Origin of the sequence: Corynebacterium jeikeium, assembly GCF_000738175.1 — a bacterium.
Lineage (GTDB): Bacteria > Actinomycetota > Actinomycetes > Mycobacteriales > Mycobacteriaceae > Corynebacterium > Corynebacterium jeikeium_C.
Map to the genome: position 1 here is coordinate 110,269 of NZ_JFCH01000054.1, position 17,425 is coordinate 127,693.

The 17,425-nt window shown below is 62.9% G+C and carries 14 protein-coding genes; 7 read left to right on the forward strand and 7 right to left on the reverse strand.

What is annotated here, in order from left to right; genetic code table 11:
• Positions 1-56: 56 nt before the first annotated feature.
• The gene (locus JQ46_RS08705) at positions 57-1,265 is read left to right on the forward strand and encodes an acyl-CoA dehydrogenase family protein (protein WP_005296808.1); all 1,209 of its coding nucleotides are present in this window, start codon (positions 57-59) and stop codon (positions 1,263-1,265) included.
• 108 nt (positions 1,266-1,373) lie between these two features.
• Here JQ46_RS08705 and thiD read toward each other — a convergent pair whose 3' ends face one another.
• Both thiD and JQ46_RS08715 read right to left on the reverse strand, forming a co-directional pair.
• Complete coding sequence (thiD, locus tag JQ46_RS08710; protein ID WP_424648007.1) at positions 1,374-2,264, reverse strand: bifunctional hydroxymethylpyrimidine kinase/phosphomethylpyrimidine kinase; 891 nt, start codon at positions 2,262-2,264, stop codon at positions 1,374-1,376.
• A gap of 271 nt (positions 2,265-2,535) precedes the next feature.
• Positions 2,536-4,299 carry an AMP-binding protein gene (locus tag JQ46_RS08715; RefSeq protein WP_034987334.1) on the reverse strand — a complete coding sequence of 588 codons (1,764 nt, stop codon included), beginning with the start codon at positions 4,297-4,299 and terminating at the stop codon, positions 2,536-2,538.
• A gap of 456 nt (positions 4,300-4,755) precedes the next feature.
• Here JQ46_RS08715 and JQ46_RS08720 point away from each other — a divergent pair, with 456 nt between their 5' ends.
• Complete coding sequence (locus JQ46_RS08720; protein ID WP_034987340.1) at positions 4,756-7,413, forward strand: ATP-dependent Clp protease ATP-binding subunit; 2,658 nt, start codon at positions 4,756-4,758, stop codon at positions 7,411-7,413.
• A 28-nt stretch (positions 7,414-7,441) separates the two neighbouring features.
• On the opposite strand, the gene JQ46_RS08725 is transcribed toward JQ46_RS08720, so the two are convergent.
• The 3 genes from JQ46_RS08725 to JQ46_RS08735 all read right to left on the reverse strand — a co-directional run bounded on the left by JQ46_RS08725 (position 7,442) and on the right by JQ46_RS08735 (position 11,549).
• A complete protein-coding gene (locus JQ46_RS08725; RefSeq protein WP_034987345.1) occupies positions 7,442-8,824 on the reverse strand; it encodes a lipase family protein in 1,383 nt (460 codons plus the stop codon).
• Between the two features lie 48 nt (positions 8,825-8,872).
• Positions 8,873-10,336, reverse strand: coding sequence for a branched-chain amino acid transport system II carrier protein (gene brnQ / locus JQ46_RS08730; RefSeq protein ID WP_034987347.1), 1,464 nt, complete (start codon positions 10,334-10,336; stop codon positions 8,873-8,875).
• Positions 10,337-10,493: 157 nt separating this feature from the next.
• On the reverse strand, positions 10,494-11,549 hold the full coding sequence (locus JQ46_RS08735) for an A/G-specific adenine glycosylase (RefSeq protein WP_034987349.1): 1,056 nt from the start codon (positions 11,547-11,549) through the stop codon (positions 10,494-10,496).
• A 36-nt stretch (positions 11,550-11,585) separates the two neighbouring features.
• Between JQ46_RS08735 and JQ46_RS08740 the strand changes: the two genes are divergently transcribed.
• A complete protein-coding gene (locus JQ46_RS08740; protein ID WP_034987350.1) occupies positions 11,586-12,230 on the forward strand; it encodes a carbonic anhydrase in 645 nt (214 codons plus the stop codon).
• 67 nt (positions 12,231-12,297) lie between these two features.
• Positions 12,298-13,011: a hypothetical protein gene (locus JQ46_RS08745; RefSeq protein ID WP_011273016.1), complete on the forward strand. Its 714-nt coding sequence runs from the start codon at positions 12,298-12,300 to the stop codon at positions 13,009-13,011.
• Between the two features lie 12 nt (positions 13,012-13,023).
• On the opposite strand, the gene radA is transcribed toward JQ46_RS08745, so the two are convergent.
• Both radA and JQ46_RS08755 read right to left on the reverse strand, forming a co-directional pair.
• Positions 13,024-14,460 (reverse strand): DNA repair protein RadA, encoded by a 1,437-nt coding sequence (gene radA, locus JQ46_RS08750; protein WP_034987354.1) that lies wholly within the window; start codon positions 14,458-14,460, stop codon positions 13,024-13,026.
• Between the two features lie 96 nt (positions 14,461-14,556).
• Positions 14,557-15,153: a hypothetical protein gene (locus tag JQ46_RS08755; RefSeq protein ID WP_034987356.1), complete on the reverse strand. Its 597-nt coding sequence runs from the start codon at positions 15,151-15,153 to the stop codon at positions 14,557-14,559.
• A 223-nt stretch (positions 15,154-15,376) separates the two neighbouring features.
• Between JQ46_RS08755 and JQ46_RS08760 the strand changes: the two genes are divergently transcribed.
• The 3 genes from JQ46_RS08760 to ispF are packed head-to-tail and all read left to right on the forward strand — an operon-like array spanning position 15,377 to position 17,354.
• Positions 15,377-15,967, forward strand: a complete 591-nt coding sequence (locus JQ46_RS08760; RefSeq protein WP_005296776.1) for a CarD family transcriptional regulator — start codon at positions 15,377-15,379, stop codon at positions 15,965-15,967.
• 14 nt (positions 15,968-15,981) lie between these two features.
• Positions 15,982-16,809 (forward strand): IspD/TarI family cytidylyltransferase, encoded by an 828-nt coding sequence (locus JQ46_RS08765; RefSeq protein ID WP_034987357.1) that lies wholly within the window; start codon positions 15,982-15,984, stop codon positions 16,807-16,809.
• A 53-nt stretch (positions 16,810-16,862) separates the two neighbouring features.
• Positions 16,863-17,354 (forward strand): 2-C-methyl-D-erythritol 2,4-cyclodiphosphate synthase, encoded by a 492-nt coding sequence (gene ispF / locus JQ46_RS08770; RefSeq protein WP_034965389.1) that lies wholly within the window; start codon positions 16,863-16,865, stop codon positions 17,352-17,354.
• Positions 17,355-17,425: the final 71 nt, after the last annotated feature.

Sequence of the window (17,425 nt, forward strand, 5' to 3'; positions counted from 1 at the left end):
CCGCCACAATTCGAATCCATATCGAATAAGCACAAGGAACTTCAAGGAACCACATCATGATTAATCTGGAACTCCCCAAGCGTTTGAAGGCGGGCCAGAACCAAGCGCACCAGGCCGCCGCCGAAATCTTCCGCCCCATCTCCCGCAAGTACGACCTCGCGGAGCACGAGCGCCCCGTCGAGCTGGACACCATGGCCAGCCTGGTCGAAGGCATGGCAGACGCCGGCCAGGCAATGGCTGGCGCCTCCGGTGGCCGCGGCGATGACAAGAAGAAGACTGAGGGCGTCAAGAATGGCGGCAACATGGCCTCCATCCTCAACGTCCTCGAGACCTGCTGGGGCGACGTGGGACTCACCCTGTCCATCCCCTACCAGGGTCTGGGCAACGCAGCCGTAGCGGCCGTCGCCGACGACGAGCAGCTCGAGCGCTTCGGCAAGATCTGGGCCGCCATGGCCATCACCGAGCCGCAGTTCGGCTCCGACTCCGCAGCCGTCGCCGCCACCGCCAAGCTGGATGGCGACGAGTACGTCCTGAATGGTGAGAAGATCTTCGTCACCGCCGGCGAGCGCTGCACCCACGTTGTCGTCTGGGCATCCGTCGACAAGTCCGCTGGCCGTGCAGCCATCAAGTCCTTCGTCGTCCCGCGCGACACCCCGGGCTTCGAGCTGGTCCGCCTAGAGCACAAGCTGGGTATCCGCTCCTCCGACACCGCGCACTTCATCCTGGACAACGTCCGCATCCCGAAGGAGAACCTGCTGGGTTCCCCGGAGGTGGACACCAAGAAGGGCTTCGGTGGCGTGATGGCCACCTTCGACAACACCCGCCCGATGGTTGCCGCCATGGCCGTTGGTGTCGCCCGCGCTTCCCTGGAGAAGCTGCGCGAGATCCTCACTGACGCAGGTGTAGAGATCGATTATGACGCCCCCGCGTGGAACCAGCCCGCAGCTGCCAGCGAGTACATTCGCCTGGAGAGCGACTGGGAAGCTGCATACCTGATGACCCTGCGCGCAGGCTGGATGGCCGACAACAAGCAGCCGAACAGCAAGGAAGCCTCCGAGTGCAAGGCGAAGGCCGGCCGCATGGCTACTGACCTGACCCTGCGTGCGGTTGAGATCGCCGGCGCTTATGGCTACTCCGAGCGTGACCTGCTGGAGAAGTGGGCTCGTGACTCCAAGATCCTGGACATCTTCGAGGGTACCCAGCAGATTCAGCAGCTGGTTGTTGCTCGTCGCGAGCTGGGTCTTTCCTCCAAGGAGCTCAAGTAGTAGCTGGCTGCGCGAGAGCGCGGGCAGCGGCTACTTTGCTAGCCGCCGCTCGTGCCTGCGCCTAGCTGCCTAGCGTCGAGTCGCGCGCTTGCACCCGCGCTTAGCTGCCTAGAACAGGCGCACCGAGTGATCAACGGGGCCATGGCCTTTACCGACTAGCAAACGGTCGGCATTGGCGATGGCCTCGTTGAGCCATTTAGTAGACCAATCCAGCGCATCCTCCAGTGAATCACCCGCGCCCAGCCGAGTGGCCAGCGCAGAAGACAAAGAACACCCCGTGCCGTGGGTGTTTTTTGTTTCCACGCGCGGGGAGCTGACCTTATGCGTCTTCCCGGCAGGGGATACTGCAATGTTGCCGGCCTCCGGCCCGGCCAGGTGACCCAGCTTCACGATGACGGTGGTGTCGGTTTCCTGCGCCCACTTTGCGGCAACCTCCACGGCCTCCTGCTCGCTGGTGGCCAGTTCGGTCTTGGTCAGGAGTGAGAGTTCGGGGAGGTTCGGCGTCACAACTGAAGAAGCGGCAGCGAAGTCCCGCAGTGCGTCCTCGGCGTCCGCAGTGAGCAGCCGGTCGCCCGAGGAAGCCACCGCCACCGGATCCAGCACCGTCGTGACCTGGTGGTTCTGCAGGTAATCGCGGATGGTCTGGATGGTCTCCGTGTCGCCGAGCATGCCGATCTTCACGGCATCGACGGTGACGTCGTCGAAGACAGAGTCCAGCTGCGCGCGAAGGAAATCCAGCGGGGGAGTGTGGATCTCGCGCACGCCCTGCGTGTTCTGCGCGACCAGGGCGGTGATGACGGACATGCCGTAGCCGCCCGCCGCCATGAAGGACTTCAGGTCTGCCTGCGCGCCCGCTCCGCCTGTTGGGTCGGTGCCGGCGATGGACAGGACGCGCGGGCGGAGGGGGCTGGGTTCGCTGGGGGTTGGGCTGCTAGAGCTGGCTGGATTGGCCGAGCCACTGGGGTTGCTGGGGTTGATGTCGGAGCTGTTGTTGGTCATGCCCCTCATTATGGCGCATTTGCTTGCGCCCACCGCCTCGGTTGGCTTTACGCAGCGCTAAATGTCGTTAGAACGAGAAAGTGTCACATTTGCTACCTGTGTAGCCCTGACGGCAACGCTCTGACCAGCAGTTTTGCTAAAACGAAAAACGTTTCCGATAACGTATTCTCGTTCTAACGACATTTAAGCCTTTTTGGATGGGCTGCGGGGTGGCTACAGGCCTAGGGGCGAGGCCGTGACTGGTGGGCGGTCACGGCTGTGGCCGGGAGGGCTAAGGCTGTGGCAGCTCGCGCGGGACCACCTTGCCCACCGCGTTGCGGGGGAGCTTGTCCAGGTAGACGAAGTAGCGCGGCACACTGTGGCGAGCCAGGTGAGCCTTGACCTCCGTCTTTACCTTTTCCTCGAACTCCGCCTTCTCTTCGTCGGTCAGCTCGGCCGCACTCTTGCCCTCCGGCACAACCCACGTGCACAGTGCCTGGCCAAACTCTGGGTCATCCACACCACGCACGGCGGACTCGGCGACGCAGTCCATGGAGTTAACCACGTCCTCGGTCTCCTGCGGGAAGACATTCTCGCCACCGGAGACGATCATGTCGTCACTACGGCCAGAGATGAACAGCAGGCCTTCGTCGTTGTAGTAGCCCAGGTCTCCGGTGGCGACCATGCCGTCGATGATCTCCTTGTCGGAGCCGGGGCGGGTGTAGCCCTCGAACAGCATGTCATTCTTCACGAAGATGCGTCCGATTTCGCCATTCGGCAGCTCCTTGCCGTTATCGTCCAGAACCTTCAGCGTCGTTGCCATCGGCGGCTTACCTGCCGTGTTGATGTGTTTGCGCAGCTCCTCCGGGGTGGCGATGGAGGCCCAGCTGACCTCCGTCGAACCGTAGAGGTTGTAAAGCACGTCGCCGAACTTCTCCTGCGTCTCGCGCACTACCTTTGGTGGCAGCGCCTCGCCGGAGGTGGCGATGATCTTCGTGCCAGAGTTGAAGTTCTCCGGCACGACCTCCAGCATGCGGCGCAGCATCGTCGGCACCATTGCGATGGTGTAGGGGCGGTTCTTCTCGATCAGCTTCACGGCAGCTTCGGGGGAGAAGCGGCGCTGCATGATCATGGTGTTGCGCAGCGCGAGCGCCAGCTGGATCTGCGCGAAGCCCCAGGTGTGGAACATCGGCGCGGAGAGGAATGATGGCCGGTGGTGGCGCATCGGGATGCGGCTCATGATGGAGGAGGCCGGCATGTACGTCTTCGGCTCTGGTCGGCGCGCGCCCTTCGGGGTGCCGGTGGTTCCGGAGGTCAGGATGATGGTGCGCCCCTGACGCGGGCGGGCGGGGATGGAGAGGTTCTCTGGGGTGGTGCTCAGCACCTCGTGCAGAGAGGGCCAGTCTTCGCTGCGGGTGGCGTAGTCGCCACTGTCGATCGCATCCCGAACATTGGAGGCCTTCTTTAGGGCTTCCTCTGCGTCGCGGGTGAGTCCCAGCGTGTCGCCGTTCTCCCAGGCCACGACGACTGGGCAGGCGTCGAAGTCCTTCGGCAGAAGCGGCAGGAACTCCTCGTCGATGAACAGGATGTCGATCTTTTGTTCCTGCAGCACGGCTTGGGTCTGCTTTGCTGACGCCCCAGTGTTGAATAGCACAATGTCCGTACCCAACCGACCGTGTGCGCACAGGGTGAGGATGAATCCGCGGTGGTTGCGGCATAGCACGCCGATGCGGTCACGCTCGCGGATGCCGGTGCGGAAGAGGGCTTGCGCCAGGGCGGTGGACTGCTCGTGCAGTTCTTGGTAGGTCATCGAGCCGGCGTCGTCGATGATGGCCGTGTGGTACGGGTCGCGCGCGGCGCCGATGGCTAGCAGGCCGGCGGGCAGGAAGCTCCACTGGATGATTCCCTTGAGGGCCTTGCCAGCTGCGACGGGGCCCATAGACCCCAGGACGCCCGATTTGAACAGGGGCAGTGTGCCTTTAAGAAGTGTGCCTGCGGTCCCGATCTGGTCAGTAAGGGAGGGCTTGGGCAACTGGGCGGCTGCTGCTGCGTTCATTTCTGGGTGACTCTCCTTGGGTTGGTCGCTCTGGGTCGGTTTCTCTGGGTTGGTCTTCTGGGTTAGTTTTCTGGGGTGCAATCCCTGGGATGGTTCCTTTGGGAAGGGATCCCTTGTTTACCACTGCCCCGAGTTTTAGTGGTGCACATCACTTTAATGTTTCTGTATTAAAAAGTTCTCGGTTTGAAAAAATAACTATGAAGGGACAGGTTGTGGGGGAGCTGGGGAATAGGGGTTTAAAGGGCGCGTTCGCTGACGGCGTACAGCGTGAAAATGTAGGTCCTGAAAGTCTTTTGACCTGCTGATATGGGTGTAGTTGGGGTCGAGGTGGCGTCGGAATATAGCTACAGCAACACAGTGTTGTGTGAAAGGCGATATGAGTTGTCCACACTCACGGCTAAGGTGGGCAACATTGGCGAATACGCAAGCTACATCTTTTGATAAAGGGAGCACACCATGTTCGAGAGGTTCACGGATCGCGCGCGCCGCGTCGTTGTGTTGGCGCAGGAGGAAGCACGCGCGCTGAATCACAACTACATCGGCACCGAGCACATCCTGCTCGGCCTGATCCAAGAGGGCGAAGGTGTCGCGGCGAAGGCCCTGGAGTCCATGGGCATCTCCCTGGATGCCGTGCGCACCGAGGTCAAGGACATCATCGGCACCGGTGGCCACCCGCCGAGCGGCTACATCCCGTTCACCCCGCGCGCCAAGAAGGTGCTGGAACTCGCGCTGCGCGAGGCACTGCAGCTGGGCCACAAGTACATCGGCACCGAGCACATCCTGCTGGGCCTCATCCGCGAGGGTGAAGGCGTGGCGGCGCAGGTGCTGGTCAAGCTGGGTGCGGACCTGTCCCGCGTGCGCCAGCAGGTAATTCAGCTGCTCAGCGGCTACGAGGGGAACGATGAAGAAAGCGGTGGCGGCGAGCCCGCTACCGCCGGTGTGGGCAGCAGCCCGGAGGGTGCACCGAGCCGCCCGGGCCAGAAGTCCAACTCCCTGGTACTGGACCAGTTTGGCCGTAACCTCACCCAGGCAGCGAAGGATGGCAAGCTGGATCCTGTCGTGGGTCGCGAGAACGAGATCGAGCGCGTAATGCAGGTGCTGTCCCGCCGCACCAAGAACAACCCGGTACTGATCGGCGAGCCCGGTGTGGGTAAGACCGCCGTGGTCGAGGGGCTGGCGCTGGACATCGTCAACGGCAAGGTGCCGGAGACTCTGAAGGATAAGCAGCTGTACTCCCTGGACTTGGGCTCCCTGGTGGCGGGTTCCCGCTACCGCGGTGACTTTGAGGAGCGTCTGAAGAAGGTGCTGAAGGAGATCAACCAGCGCGGTGACATCATTCTGTTTATCGACGAGATCCACACCCTCGTCGGCGCAGGTGCCGCCGAGGGCGCGATCGACGCTGCCAGCATCCTGAAGCCGAAGCTAGCCCGCGGCGAGCTGCAGACCATTGGTGCAACCACCCTGGACGAGTACCGCAAGCACATCGAGAAGGACGCCGCGCTGGAGCGCCGCTTCCAGCCTGTGCAGGTTCCGGAGCCTTCCGTGGAGCTGACCGTGGAGATCCTGAAGGGCCTGCGCGACCGCTACGAGGCGCACCACCGCGTATCCATCACCGACGGAGCGCTGAAGGCCGCAGCCCAGCTGGCAGATCGCTACATCAACGACCGCTTCCTGCCGGATAAGGCCGTGGACCTGATCGACGAGGCCGGCGCCCGCATGCGCATCAAGCGCATGACCGCCCCGAAGGCCATCCAGGACATCGACGACAAGATCGCCGAGGTGCGCCGTAAGAAGGAAGCTGCCATCGACGACCAGGACTTCGAGAAGGCAGCAGCCCTGCGTGACGACGAGCGCAAGCTGGGCGAAGAGCGCGCGGAGAAGGAAAAGGCCTGGCGTGCCGGCGAGCTGGACGAAGTCGCCGAGGTGGGCGAGGAGCAGATCGCCGAGGTTATGGGCACCTGGACCGGCATCCCCGTGTTCAAGCTCACCGAGGAAGAGTCCACCCGCCTGCTGCACATGGAAGACGAGCTGCACAAGCGCATCATCGGCCAGGACGATGCCGTCAAGGCCGTCTCCCGCGCCATCCGCCGCACCCGCGCCGGCCTGAAGGACCCGAAGCGCCCGTCCGGTTCGTTCATCTTCGCCGGCCCGTCCGGTGTGGGTAAGACTGAGCTGTCGAAGGCACTGGCCGAGTTCCTGTTCGGCGACGATGACGCGCTGATCCAGATCGACATGGGCGAGTTCCACGACAAGTTCACGGCATCCCGCCTGTTCGGTGCGCCTCCGGGATACGTCGGCTACGACGAGGGTGGGCAGCTGACCGAGAAGGTTCGCCGCAAGCCATTCTCTGTGGTGCTGTTCGACGAGATCGAGAAGGCCCACACGGAGATCTACAACACCCTGCTGCAGGTGTTGGAAGACGGTCGCCTGACCGACGGCCAGGGCCGCATGGTGGACTTCAAGAACACCGTCCTGATCTTCACCTCCAACCTGGGCACCAGGGACATCTCCAAGGCTGTGGGCATGGGCTTCAGCGCCTCCGGCGAAGCCGACGAGGACACGCAGTACGAGCGGATGAAGCAGAAGGTCGACGATGAGCTGAAGAAGCACTTCCGCCCGGAGTTCCTGAACCGTATCGACGACATCGTGGTCTTCCACCAGCTGACCCGCGAGCAGATCGTGCAGATGGTGGATCTGCTGCTGGGCCGCGTGCGCACCGCCCTGCAGGCGAAGGACATGGACCTGGAGCTCACCGAGCAGGCGAAGTCCCTGCTGGCCAAGCGTGGTTTCGATCCGGTGCTGGGCGCCCGCCCGCTGCGCCGCACGATCCAGCGCGAGATCGAGGATCACCTGTCCGAGAAGATCCTGTTCGGCGAGATCGGCGCCGGCGAGATCGTCACCGTCGACGTCGAAAACTGGGACGGCGAGTCCAAGGGCGACGATGCGAAGTTCGTCTTCGACACCAAGCCCAAGCCGCTGCCGGAGGTCGGCGAGGATGACTTCTCCGCCGACGAGGCTCAGGAAGCTGTGTCTGTCGCCGCCGAGGGCAACGTGCCGGAGGATAAGGGTTTTGACGCCGCAGATTCCAGCGACGACTGGAATCAGAAAGGCTAACTAAGCCTTTTGGGCTGGACCTTGTTGATTAGGCCTTGTTGAACTGCACTGGGCGATCGTGGATCACGTTATCCACCCAGTCCAGCGCAGGCAGCAGGTGCGTGATCATCGGCACCATGTGATCGCCCAGTGGGAACGTGTGCGGGATATTGTGCTCCGCGTAGTTCACCTTGGTGCCGCCCTCCGCCCACTGACGGGCCATGCGGCGGCTCTGCTCCACTGGGATCGTGTCATCGTTAGTGCCATGGCCGACGTACACAGGAACCTGGGGTGGGCGGCTGCCGATGCGTTGGGCGTCAACAAGCTTCTTGAACGGCTCCTGCTCCAACAGCTCCGTGAGTGACTCGCCGTTCTTCGTCAGTGTGCGCGTATCCGTATAAGCGTGCCGCGCGAGGGATTCGGGGATGCACTCGCTGGCGGTTTGGCGGACGAACTCCTTGCCCTTGTCGTTCATCTTCTCCTCCACGGCATCGCGGATCTCCGGGTTCGAAACGAGGAAACCATTCAATGTGTAGCCCAGGGCGGCGGCCAGCGGGCCGTTGTCGATGGCGGTGGCAGTCATAGCCAAATCCGCCGGCACTCCGCCTGCGTAGCCCGCCTTCAGATTGATCTCCGGGGCGTAGGTGTGAGCCAGCTCCAGGGCTGCAGCGGAGGAACCGCCGCCCTGGGAGTAACCCCACACCGCGACCGGTGCGGCCTTCGGCACTCGAGGCATGTTCTTCGCCGCGCGGGCCATGTCCAACGTGGCGTTGCCCTGGTCCACGCGGTTCATGTACGTGTGCTGCGCCGGGGTGCCCAGGCCGTTCAGGTCGGTTAGCGCCACGGCCCAGCCGCGGGAGAGGGCGGCGGCGACGGGCGCAGCCTCATACTCCAAGCCCATCGGCAGTAGCTTGCCCGGAGCGCAGGCATCGCCGCTGCCCTGGGTGCCCGGAGCTACCACCAGCAGTGGGCGCTCCCCGCCACCGGTGTAGGGAGCGCGGGGAACCAGCACCGTGCCAGTGACGGGCACGGTCTCGCCGCGGGAGTTGGTGGAAACGTAGGCCACGCGCTGGGCCTCGCTGTTCGTCCAGTCGACGAAGGGGATCCCCAGGGCAAAGTTGCTGGGAGCCGTTTTGATGATTTCCCCTGGCTTGCCCTTTACCTGCAAGGGCAGGGAAGAATAGAAGCCATCCGGGTCGTAGTTGGGCAGGGAGCCCACTACGGATTTGCCGCTGCCGGTGGCGGCGGCCTTGGAGGCAGATCCCTCGACGGAACCATAGAAGCCGCCGGGTGCAGCGGCGGCTGGGGCCATTCCGGAGGCGGCGATGGCTGCGGGCAGCAGTACTGCGAAGGTGGCGGTTAGGGTCCGGGAGCGGAGGGATCGGGAGCGGTCAGAGGGGGAGTGGTTGGAACTTCTACGAGAAAACGTCATAGGGGAATCCTAAGCGTTTTCTCCGCTAGAAGTATTAGGTATCGCTAATTAGCTCTGCGAAACGGGGGCATCCGTTGCGCTGTCGGTATCTTCGGCGCTGTCTTCTGAGCCTTCGGCGTCCACGTTTGCCGTGAACGGGTCCAGCGCCTCCAGGTCAACTTCCTTGTCCTCGTCATTCGGCACCTTGCGGTTGAGGTCGATGGCCAGTCCAATGGCGATGAAGAAAACAGTGGGCAGCAGCCAACCCATGCCTGCATCCATCAGCGGGATCCAGCTCAGGGCGTTCTGCAGTGAGTCGACCGGCACGTTCAGGGCGGCCAGGAAGTCGATGAAGGAAAACAGGAAGGCTACGGCTACACCGATGCGGTAAGAAAACACCAGCTTGTATTGGCGGAACAGCAGGTGCACGTAGGAAAGCGTGATGAGCACGATCGCCGGCGGATAGATCAGGCCGATCACCGGGCCAGAGACACTCAGAATCTTCTCCAAGCCCAGGTTGGCGATAGCAAGGCCTACGAGCGTCAGGATGGTGGCCCACCAGCGGTAGCTGATGGCCGGAACCAGCTCGTGGAAGAACGTGGATGTCGCCGCGGTTAGGCCAACGACAGTGGTGATGCAGGCCAACAGCACGATCAGCGAGAACACGATTTCACCCGTGTTGCCCATCGTGAGGTGTGCTGCGGAGCTCAGGATTGCCGCGCCATCGCTGTAGCTTTCCTTGTCCGGCATGCGGGCGCCGACTAGGCCGAGACCCAGGTAGACCAGCATCAGGAAGAATCCCGCGGTGAAGGCTGCCACACCGGAGAGTTTGACGATGCGCTTGTGGTCGGTCTCGCCCTTTTGGCTAAAAGCGCTCACGACGATCAGCGCGAAGGCTAGCGCGCCGATGGAGTCCATTGTGAAGTAGCCCTGGGAGATGCCGCTGACCAGCGGGTTGGAGGTGTACTCCTCGGTGGCGGGAATGCTGGGGGAGTTCAGTTTCTGAAGGCCGACGATAGCCAGCACGCCCAGCAGGATCAGCAGCACTGGGGTGAGGGCCTTGCCCAGGGTGTCGACGACCTTGCCGGGCCAGAGTGTCAGCAGGAAGCATACAAGGAAGAAGGCGAACGTTCCCGCCAGGCGCCACCAGCCGCCGGAGAGGTCAAAGGTGGATTCGATGCCCAGCTCGTAGCCAATCGCTGCGGCGCGCGGTACGGCGTAGAGTGCGCCGATGGAAAGGTAGGCAACGATGGCAAAGATTAGGCCAAACAGCGCGCCCGCGCGGGATGCCAGGTCGCGCACACCGTTGCCGGAGATTGCGATGGCGATGACCGTCAGTACCGGCATGAGCACTCCGGTTAGGAGGAAGCCGATCATGGCGGGGGAGAAATTTTCACCGGATTCCACGCCGAGCATGGGAGGGAAAATGAGGTTGCCGGCGCCGAAGAACATAGAGAACAGCATGAGGCCAACAGCCGCCACGGTGGTGGTTGTGTTTGGCTGCTTAGCGGTCGAGGAGGGTGAGGTCGACATAAATCATTCCTAATGTGATCTGGGTAACGTTTATCACTCTAATGCACGTATCCCCGTAGAGCCTAAGCCGGTCAAAACTATTTGCGTTGTGCCCCTATTTCGGGCGGAGATTTTGCGGGGTTTTCGTGCTGATTCCGTGCTGATTTCGCGAAGATTTTTAGTGCGGTAGCTGGTACGTCGCGCCGTCGCTGGTTAACAGCCCGTCGTCTAACAGTGATTGCAGGGCCCGCTCGAGCTGCTCGGTTGCGGGCCACAGCAGGTCTATCTCTTTCTTTGTGACGCCACCTTCTCCCGCTTCCCGCAGTAGCCCCATAATCTTTCCACGGACTTGGCGATCGGTTCCCGCGAATTTCTGCACGCGCTGGGCCGCGGCCTGCGCCTCCGCCTCTGTCGGCTGCGGCTTGCCCGCCTGCACCCACGCGCAGTCGTCGATTACGGGGCACTGGTCGCATGCTGGGCTTTTTGCGGTGCAGATCAAAGCGCCGAGTTCCATGAGTGCGGCGCACATCAGATTCGCGGCGTCTCGGTCTGCGCCGCTGGTGGTATCTGTGCTTGCACCAGCGCTACTGCCCGCGCCTGAGCCGGTGCCCGCGTCAGTGGGCTGAGGCTGGGGCGGTGGAGGCAGTTGGCGTCCAACCAAACGAGGATCCGGATCGACGTGGGGCAGCAACGAGGCCACATCCGCCAGATCACGCGCACGAGCGGGCCCCTGCAAGTAGCGGCCGTCGACGAGGCGGCGGTAGACGCGGCGCACATTCGTATCCACAACCGGCACGGCCTGACCAAAGGCGAAGGCCGCGACGGCGCGGGCGGTGTAGTGACCGATCCCCGGCAGGGCCTCGAGCTCGGCAATATCGCTCGGCACCTCGCCGCCGTGGCGTTCCATGCAGGCGATCGCGCACTCCTTTAGCCTCAGCGCGCGCCGGGGATAGCCCAGGTTGGCCCACATTTTTAAGATTTCGGAACGCGGCGCCTCGGCCAGATCCGCCGGGGTGGGCCAGCGCTTCAGCCAGGCTTGCCAGAGGGGAATCACGCGGGCGACGGGCGTTTGCTGGCTCATGACCTCGCTCAGCAGAATCGCCCACGGGGTGGTGTCCGGGTGGCGCCACGGCAGATCGCGGGCGTTGCGGGCGTACCAGGAATTCAGCTTGGTGGGCAGGCTGCTGTGCGAGCCGGTGGGCGGGTTGGGGGAGACGGCGGAAGGGGAGTTCATTGCACGAATCACTGTAGCGCGGTGCACAATGGAACCATGACTTCCAGCCAACATCAGACCCCGCAGCAGGCTTGGGATAGCCTGCGCGAAGGCAATGAACGTTTCATGCGCGGCGATTCCGACCACCCGCACCAGGACCTGAGCCGCCGCATTTCCCTGCAGGAGGGGCAGAAGCCCCAGGCCGTGGTGTTGGCGTGTTCCGATTCCCGCGCGCCGGTGGAGATCCTCTTCGACCAGGGCCTCGGCGATGTCTTCGTTATCCGCACCGCCGGCGAGATCACCGACCTGTCCGTTCTGGCCTCCTTGGAATTCGCGGTGGACTCCCTGGAAGTACCGCTGGTTGTGGTGCTGGGGCACGAGAAGTGCGGCGCGGTTGCCGCTGCCTCCCAGGCGTTGAACGGTGGCGACATGCCCGCGGGATTCCAGCGCGTGCTCGTGGAGAAGGTCACACCCTCGTTGCTGTCCGCGAAGAAGCGCGGCATGGAAAGTAGTGACGCCTTCGAACGCAACCACGTGGCGGAGATCGCCGACCATATTGTGGATCGTTCGCCGGAGATTCAGGCGCGTCTGGCAGACAACCGTTGTGCCGTTGTGGGGCTGCGCTACCGCCTGTCCGATGGTCTGGCCGAGCCGCTGGTCAGCTACGGCCTGGATATTGAGGGTGCGCAGCGCGTTCATTAGGAGTTTTGCGGTGTTCACCCCGTGTCTATGCGCTGTCTTTTAGCGGGCAGCCTTTAGCATTAGTTGCGTGACTGATGAAGACAACAGGCGCCCGTTGCCACGCGAAGTGTATATCCGCCGCCGCATTGCTGCGGTGGTGATCTTGGTCGTTGTTATCGGTGTGATCTGGGCTTTGATCAGCCTGGTCAGTGGGGGAGGGGACTCCGAGAACACGGCGTCCACCGAGACTGCCATCACTACTTCCGAGCAGCAGGATATGACTAGCTCGCCGGAACCGCCGAAGGGTACGGAACCGAGCGACTCGGAGGACGAGAAGGCGTCCGAAGAAAAGGACAAAGATAAAGACAAGGACGACGAGGGCGACGAGAACAAGGGCGAGAAGAAAGACTCTTGCTCGCTCGCCGACCTGCGGGTAATTGCTCGACCGGGTGCTCCGACGTTCAACGCGGAGCAGCAGCCTAACTTCTTCGTGAAGATCGAGAACCCGACGAACGCGGATTGCGACATCAACTTCGATGATTCCCCGCTGAAGTTCGAGGTCTTCACCATGGGCAACTATGAGCGCGTGTGGGGCGACATCGACTGCAACGAGCCGGAGGTTGTCGGCGATACGAAGATCAAGGCCGGCGAGTCCGTGAACTACGAGATGGCCGCCTGGTCCCGTACCACCTCCGCGCCGGGCAAGTGCGAAGACCGCAAACCGGTCGATCCGGGCAGCTACCTGCTGTACGCCCACGTGGGCGACAATACTTCCCAGCCGGCCTCGTTTAACTTGCAGTAGCCAGTAAATGGCCTAGTCAGTAGCCAGGCAGTAGTTGACGGCCTGGCAGAGTGTGGAGACCTCCTTTACCTTCATGCCCTTGGGAGCCTCATAGTGGCAGTTCTTTGGCACCAGTGCGGTGTGGAATCCCAGCCGGTGGGCCTCCGCCAGCCTTTGGGTGAGCTGCGGAATGCGGCGCACCTCCCCGCCTAAGCCCACCTCGCCGAGAGCAATCAGGCCAAGGGGGAGCGGGCTACGTTTTGCGGTGGAGGCCAGCGCAAGCCCGGTCGCGAGGTCCGCGGAGGGTTCTAAGATCTTCATCCCGCCGACCGTGGCGGCGTAGACTTCCTTATCTGCCAGTGGCAACCCGCAGCGTTCGGAGAGCACAGCCAGCACCATCGATACACGCGAGGCATCCATGCCCGTCATGTAGCGCTTCGGATTCTTAAACTCGCTGTTAAGGGCCAAAGTTTGCAGCTCGCCGACCATGGCACGGCGCCCGTCCATCACGACGGTTACTGCCGTGCCGGTCACGGATTCGGTGCGATGGTGCAGGAACAAGCCGCTGGGGTCCGCGACCTCCTGAATGCCGTGGGCGGTCTGCTCGAAGCAGCCGACTTCGTCCGTGGCACCGAAGCGATTCTTGATGCCGCGCAGAAAGCGCATGGAGGAGTGTTTGTCGCCCTCGAAGTTCAGCACAACGTCCACGAGGTGTTCGATCGTGCGGGGACCTGCGACGGTGCCTTCCTTCGTCACGTGTCCCACCGCGATGACGGGCGTGCCCGACATCTTCGCCAGGGTTGTCAGTGTACTGGTGACCGCCCGGGTTTGGGCCACGCCACCGGCAACGCCTTCCACCCCAGTGGCCTGCATGGTCTGCAGGGAATCTACGATGATCAGCTCCGGGTTTAGTGCATCGACCTGTGCCAGGCCATTCTCCAGGTCGTTCTCGCTGGCCAGATAGAGCTTGTCGTGCAGTGCGCCGGTGCGTTCCGCGCGGTGGCGCACCTGCCCCACGGACTCCTCTGCGGTGAGGATCAGCACCGTATGCCCCTTCTTGGCCCACGCCGCAGCAACCTCTAGCAGCAAGGTGGACTTACCCACGCCGGGTTCGCCCGCCAGCAGCACCGCGCTGCCTGGGACAATGCCGCCGCCCAGCACGCGGTCTAGCTCCCCGATGCCCGTGGGGCGGTGTTTGGCGATGGTCGGATCCACCTGGGTGACGGGTTGGGCGCTGGCCCCTGGAACTAGGCCGCCGGATCCGCGTCCCCCACCGCGGCGCCCCGCACTACCGCCAGCACCCGCAACTCCGGCGAGCCCCATTGCGCCCAAGCCTAAGGAGCGCGTGTCCCGCTCCTCCAGAGATCCCCATTCCCCACACTGCGGGCAGCGCCCCATCCACTTCGACAGCTGGTGGTCGCAGGAGGTGCAGACGAAAACCCGGCTTGCTTTGCTCGACTTACTTGCCATGCCCACAACAATAAACGCCGCCCCGGACAACCAATGTCCGGCGGCGGCTTTTGTTCGATTTTGAGGAAGTCTACGCTGAAGCTTACTTCTTGGGGCTTACTTGTCGGTCAGGCTGCCGTCCTCGTCACGGTGCAGCTGGCCTGCCTCCGGAACGTAAGCGGAAACCGGTGCGCTCAGCTCAACCTCGCCGACATCCAGCTTGAAGGTGACCTTCTTGTGGCCACCGACGTAAACGTCATCCAGACCCTTGATGGAGGTGGTGGCGTACTGCAGCTGCTTCTGCTCCTTGGCCTCGATGTCTTCCATAGCGAACTTGCCATCGGCAATCAGGGAGCCGCCAGCCGGAATCTCGGTCTTCTCCAGTCCGGAGATCTCCTTGCCCTCCACCTTCACGGACTCAACCTTGACCGGCTTACCGTGGGTGTCCTCGTTGGTGATAGTGAACTTCAGAGCCAGAGCGTTATCCGGGCCGACAACCACGGTGACGTCCTGCACGTCAGCGTGCTCAGCGGTGCCGCTAGCACCGTTGACTGCGGCAACCTGGCTGGAAGTCTGGGAAATCTGACCTGCACCACACGCGGACAGCGCGAGTGCGGAACCTGCTGCGACCAGCGCCAGCGCACCACGGGCAAAGGTCGTCTTCAGCGGCTGGGCCTTGAGGGTCTTCACGATGCGTTCCTCCATCTGAGGCATGTCTTAAAAGCAGTTGAATAAAAACGTCTGCACCCAGCCTAGCTTGTAGGGGGCCGGTACACCTAGCCAAGGAGGCCTTTAAGGTTAATTAGTGCCCCCTAGTGCGCGCTTGCTGGGGGTTTTATGCCCCAAATGCGGGTAGCGCGGTCGATTACGGTAGAATCTAACGGGTATTTACGCAGTGCCTGTCACAGCCTTTCGGAAGGACGTTAGAGGAACACTTATGGAGTTCGCAGTCGGAGATACCGTCGTTTATCCGCACCACGGCGCCGCTGTCATCGAGGGCATCGAGCAACGGGAATTCAAGGGGGAAACCGTCGATTACCTGGTGCTGCGCATCAACCAGGGCGACCTTTCTGTCCGTGTGCCGGCCGCAAACGCCGAGAAGGTCGGCGTGCGTGACGTGGTGGGTGAAGAAGGCCTGCGCAAGGTTTTCTCCGTGCTGCGCGAGACCGATGTCGAAGAGGCTGGAAACTGGTCCCGCCGATACAAGGCCAACCAGGAGCGCCTGACCAGTGGCGATGTGAACAAGGTGGCCGAGGTTGTGCGCGACCTGTGGCGCCGCGATCAGGACCGCGGCCTGTCTGCAGGTGAGAAGCGCATGCTGGCCAAGGCCCGCCAGATCCTCGTAGGCGAGCTCGCTCTAGCCGAGGGTGTGGACGACAAGAAGACTGATGCGCTGCTGGCTGACATGCAGGCCGCTATTAAGCGCCACCGTGAGGCCGCCGCTGCTGCCCGTGCGGCAGGCGTGGACGAGGATTCCAAGTCCGGTGGCTCCATCGATCTGGACGACGAGCTGGACGGCGAAGACTAAGCCGAGCTAACGCCGTGACAGCGAACGTCTATGCACTTGTCGCCGCTGCCGGTAGCGGCACCCGCCTGGGGTTTGACACCCCGAAAGCTTTCGTAGAGCTCCACGGTCGGTCGTTGCTGGAACGATCGTTGGACGGCCTCGCGGCGTCCCAAAGCATCGACCATGCCATCGTGCTGGTTAGCGAGAACATGCGCGACCGCGCCGAGCGCATCGTCGGCGATCCCCTCAACGCCGCAGAATGGGCGCCCATGACCGTCAGCGTGGAGCTCGGCGGCGGCGAGCGATTCGACTCCGTGTACGCAGGCCTGGTTGCGATCCAGCGACGGCTAAGCGCTGCGGGCGAGGCCACCGAGGGGCGCTTCGTCGCCGTCCACGATGCCGCCCGCTGCCTCACCCCACCCGCCATGATTGCTGAGGTTGTCGACCGCGCGCGCCGTGGTGTCGCGGATGGTTCCTGGTACGGGGCGATCCCGGTGTTGCCGGTAGTGGACACTATTAAAGTTATTGACGCCCCCACCTCCGGCCCGCGCGCAGGGCAGACGGTCGTGGAGCAGACACCAGACCGCGCTAGCTTGCGGGCGGCAGCTACACCACAGGTATTCGACCTGGAGAAGCTGATCGAGGCTAACGAGCAGTACCTGCGCACGACGGAAATCAGCTCCGCGCACGCGGTGGATCGGGTGGGTGCCTCGCCGCTGCCACTGGTAACGGACGATGCTTCGCTGATGGAGATGGCAGGATTCCCGGTGGTGGCGGTGGATGCGGATCCGCTGGCTATGAAGATCACCACGCCCCAGGACTACCGCGTGGCACAGATGATTCTGAATGGCAGCGAAAGTTAGAAAGTCCGCAGCAGACAAGTAGAACGCAAGCAGAGGCGAGAGGCAGAACGCAATTGAACACCCCACACATCATTCCCCGCGTAGGTATTGCGACGGACGCCCACCAGGTACAACCAGGTAAAGACTGCTGGATGGCTTGCCTGCTGTGGGAGGGGCAGGACGGCTGCGAAGGGCACTCCGACGGCGACGTGGTGGCGCACGCGGTAGTGGATGCGCTTCTCTCCGCCGCCGGGCTCGGTGACCTGGGCAGTTTCGTCGGGGTAGGGCGTAAGGAATACGACAACGTCTCCGGCGAACGCCTACTGCGCGAGTGCCGCGAGCTGTTGGAATCTAAGGGGTTCGTGATCGGCAACGCGGCGGTGCAGATGGTGGGTAACCGCCCGAAGATGGGCACCCGGCGCGAGGAGGCCGAGAAGGTGATGGGAGAGCTGATCGGCGCGCCGGTCTCAGTCTCTGCGACCACGACCGATCACATGGGCTTCACCGGCCGTGGCGAGGGCGTGGCGGCCGTGGCGACGGCGGTTGTGTGGCAGGCGCAGAACTAGTTATTGACAATCCTTTCGCACCCTCGTAGGTTTGTTCCATCAAACAGAACCCCTGCGCATTAAAGGTTTGG

Bases quoted from the DNA above. Each gene is read 5' to 3' on its own strand.
- JQ46_RS08705 (WP_005296808.1), top strand. From the start codon at position 57: ATGATTAATCTGGAACTCCCCAAGCGTTTGAAGGCGGGCCAGAACCAA.
- thiD (WP_424648007.1), bottom strand. From the start codon at position 2,264: ATGACCAACAACAGCTCCGACATCAACCCCAGCAACCCCAGTGGCTCG.
- JQ46_RS08715 (WP_034987334.1), bottom strand. From the start codon at position 4,299: ATGAACGCAGCAGCAGCCGCCCAGTTGCCCAAGCCCTCCCTTACTGAC.
- JQ46_RS08720 (WP_034987340.1), top strand. From the start codon at position 4,756: ATGTTCGAGAGGTTCACGGATCGCGCGCGCCGCGTCGTTGTGTTGGCG.
- JQ46_RS08725 (WP_034987345.1), bottom strand. From the start codon at position 8,824: ATGACGTTTTCTCGTAGAAGTTCCAACCACTCCCCCTCTGACCGCTCC.
- brnQ (WP_034987347.1), bottom strand. From the start codon at position 10,336: ATGTCGACCTCACCCTCCTCGACCGCTAAGCAGCCAAACACAACCACC.
- JQ46_RS08735 (WP_034987349.1), bottom strand. From the start codon at position 11,549: ATGAACTCCCCTTCCGCCGTCTCCCCCAACCCGCCCACCGGCTCGCAC.
- JQ46_RS08740 (WP_034987350.1), top strand. From the start codon at position 11,586: ATGACTTCCAGCCAACATCAGACCCCGCAGCAGGCTTGGGATAGCCTG.
- radA (WP_034987354.1), bottom strand. From the start codon at position 14,460: ATGGCAAGTAAGTCGAGCAAAGCAAGCCGGGTTTTCGTCTGCACCTCC.
- JQ46_RS08755 (WP_034987356.1), bottom strand. From the start codon at position 15,153: ATGCCTCAGATGGAGGAACGCATCGTGAAGACCCTCAAGGCCCAGCCG.
- JQ46_RS08760 (WP_005296776.1), top strand. From the start codon at position 15,377: ATGGAGTTCGCAGTCGGAGATACCGTCGTTTATCCGCACCACGGCGCC.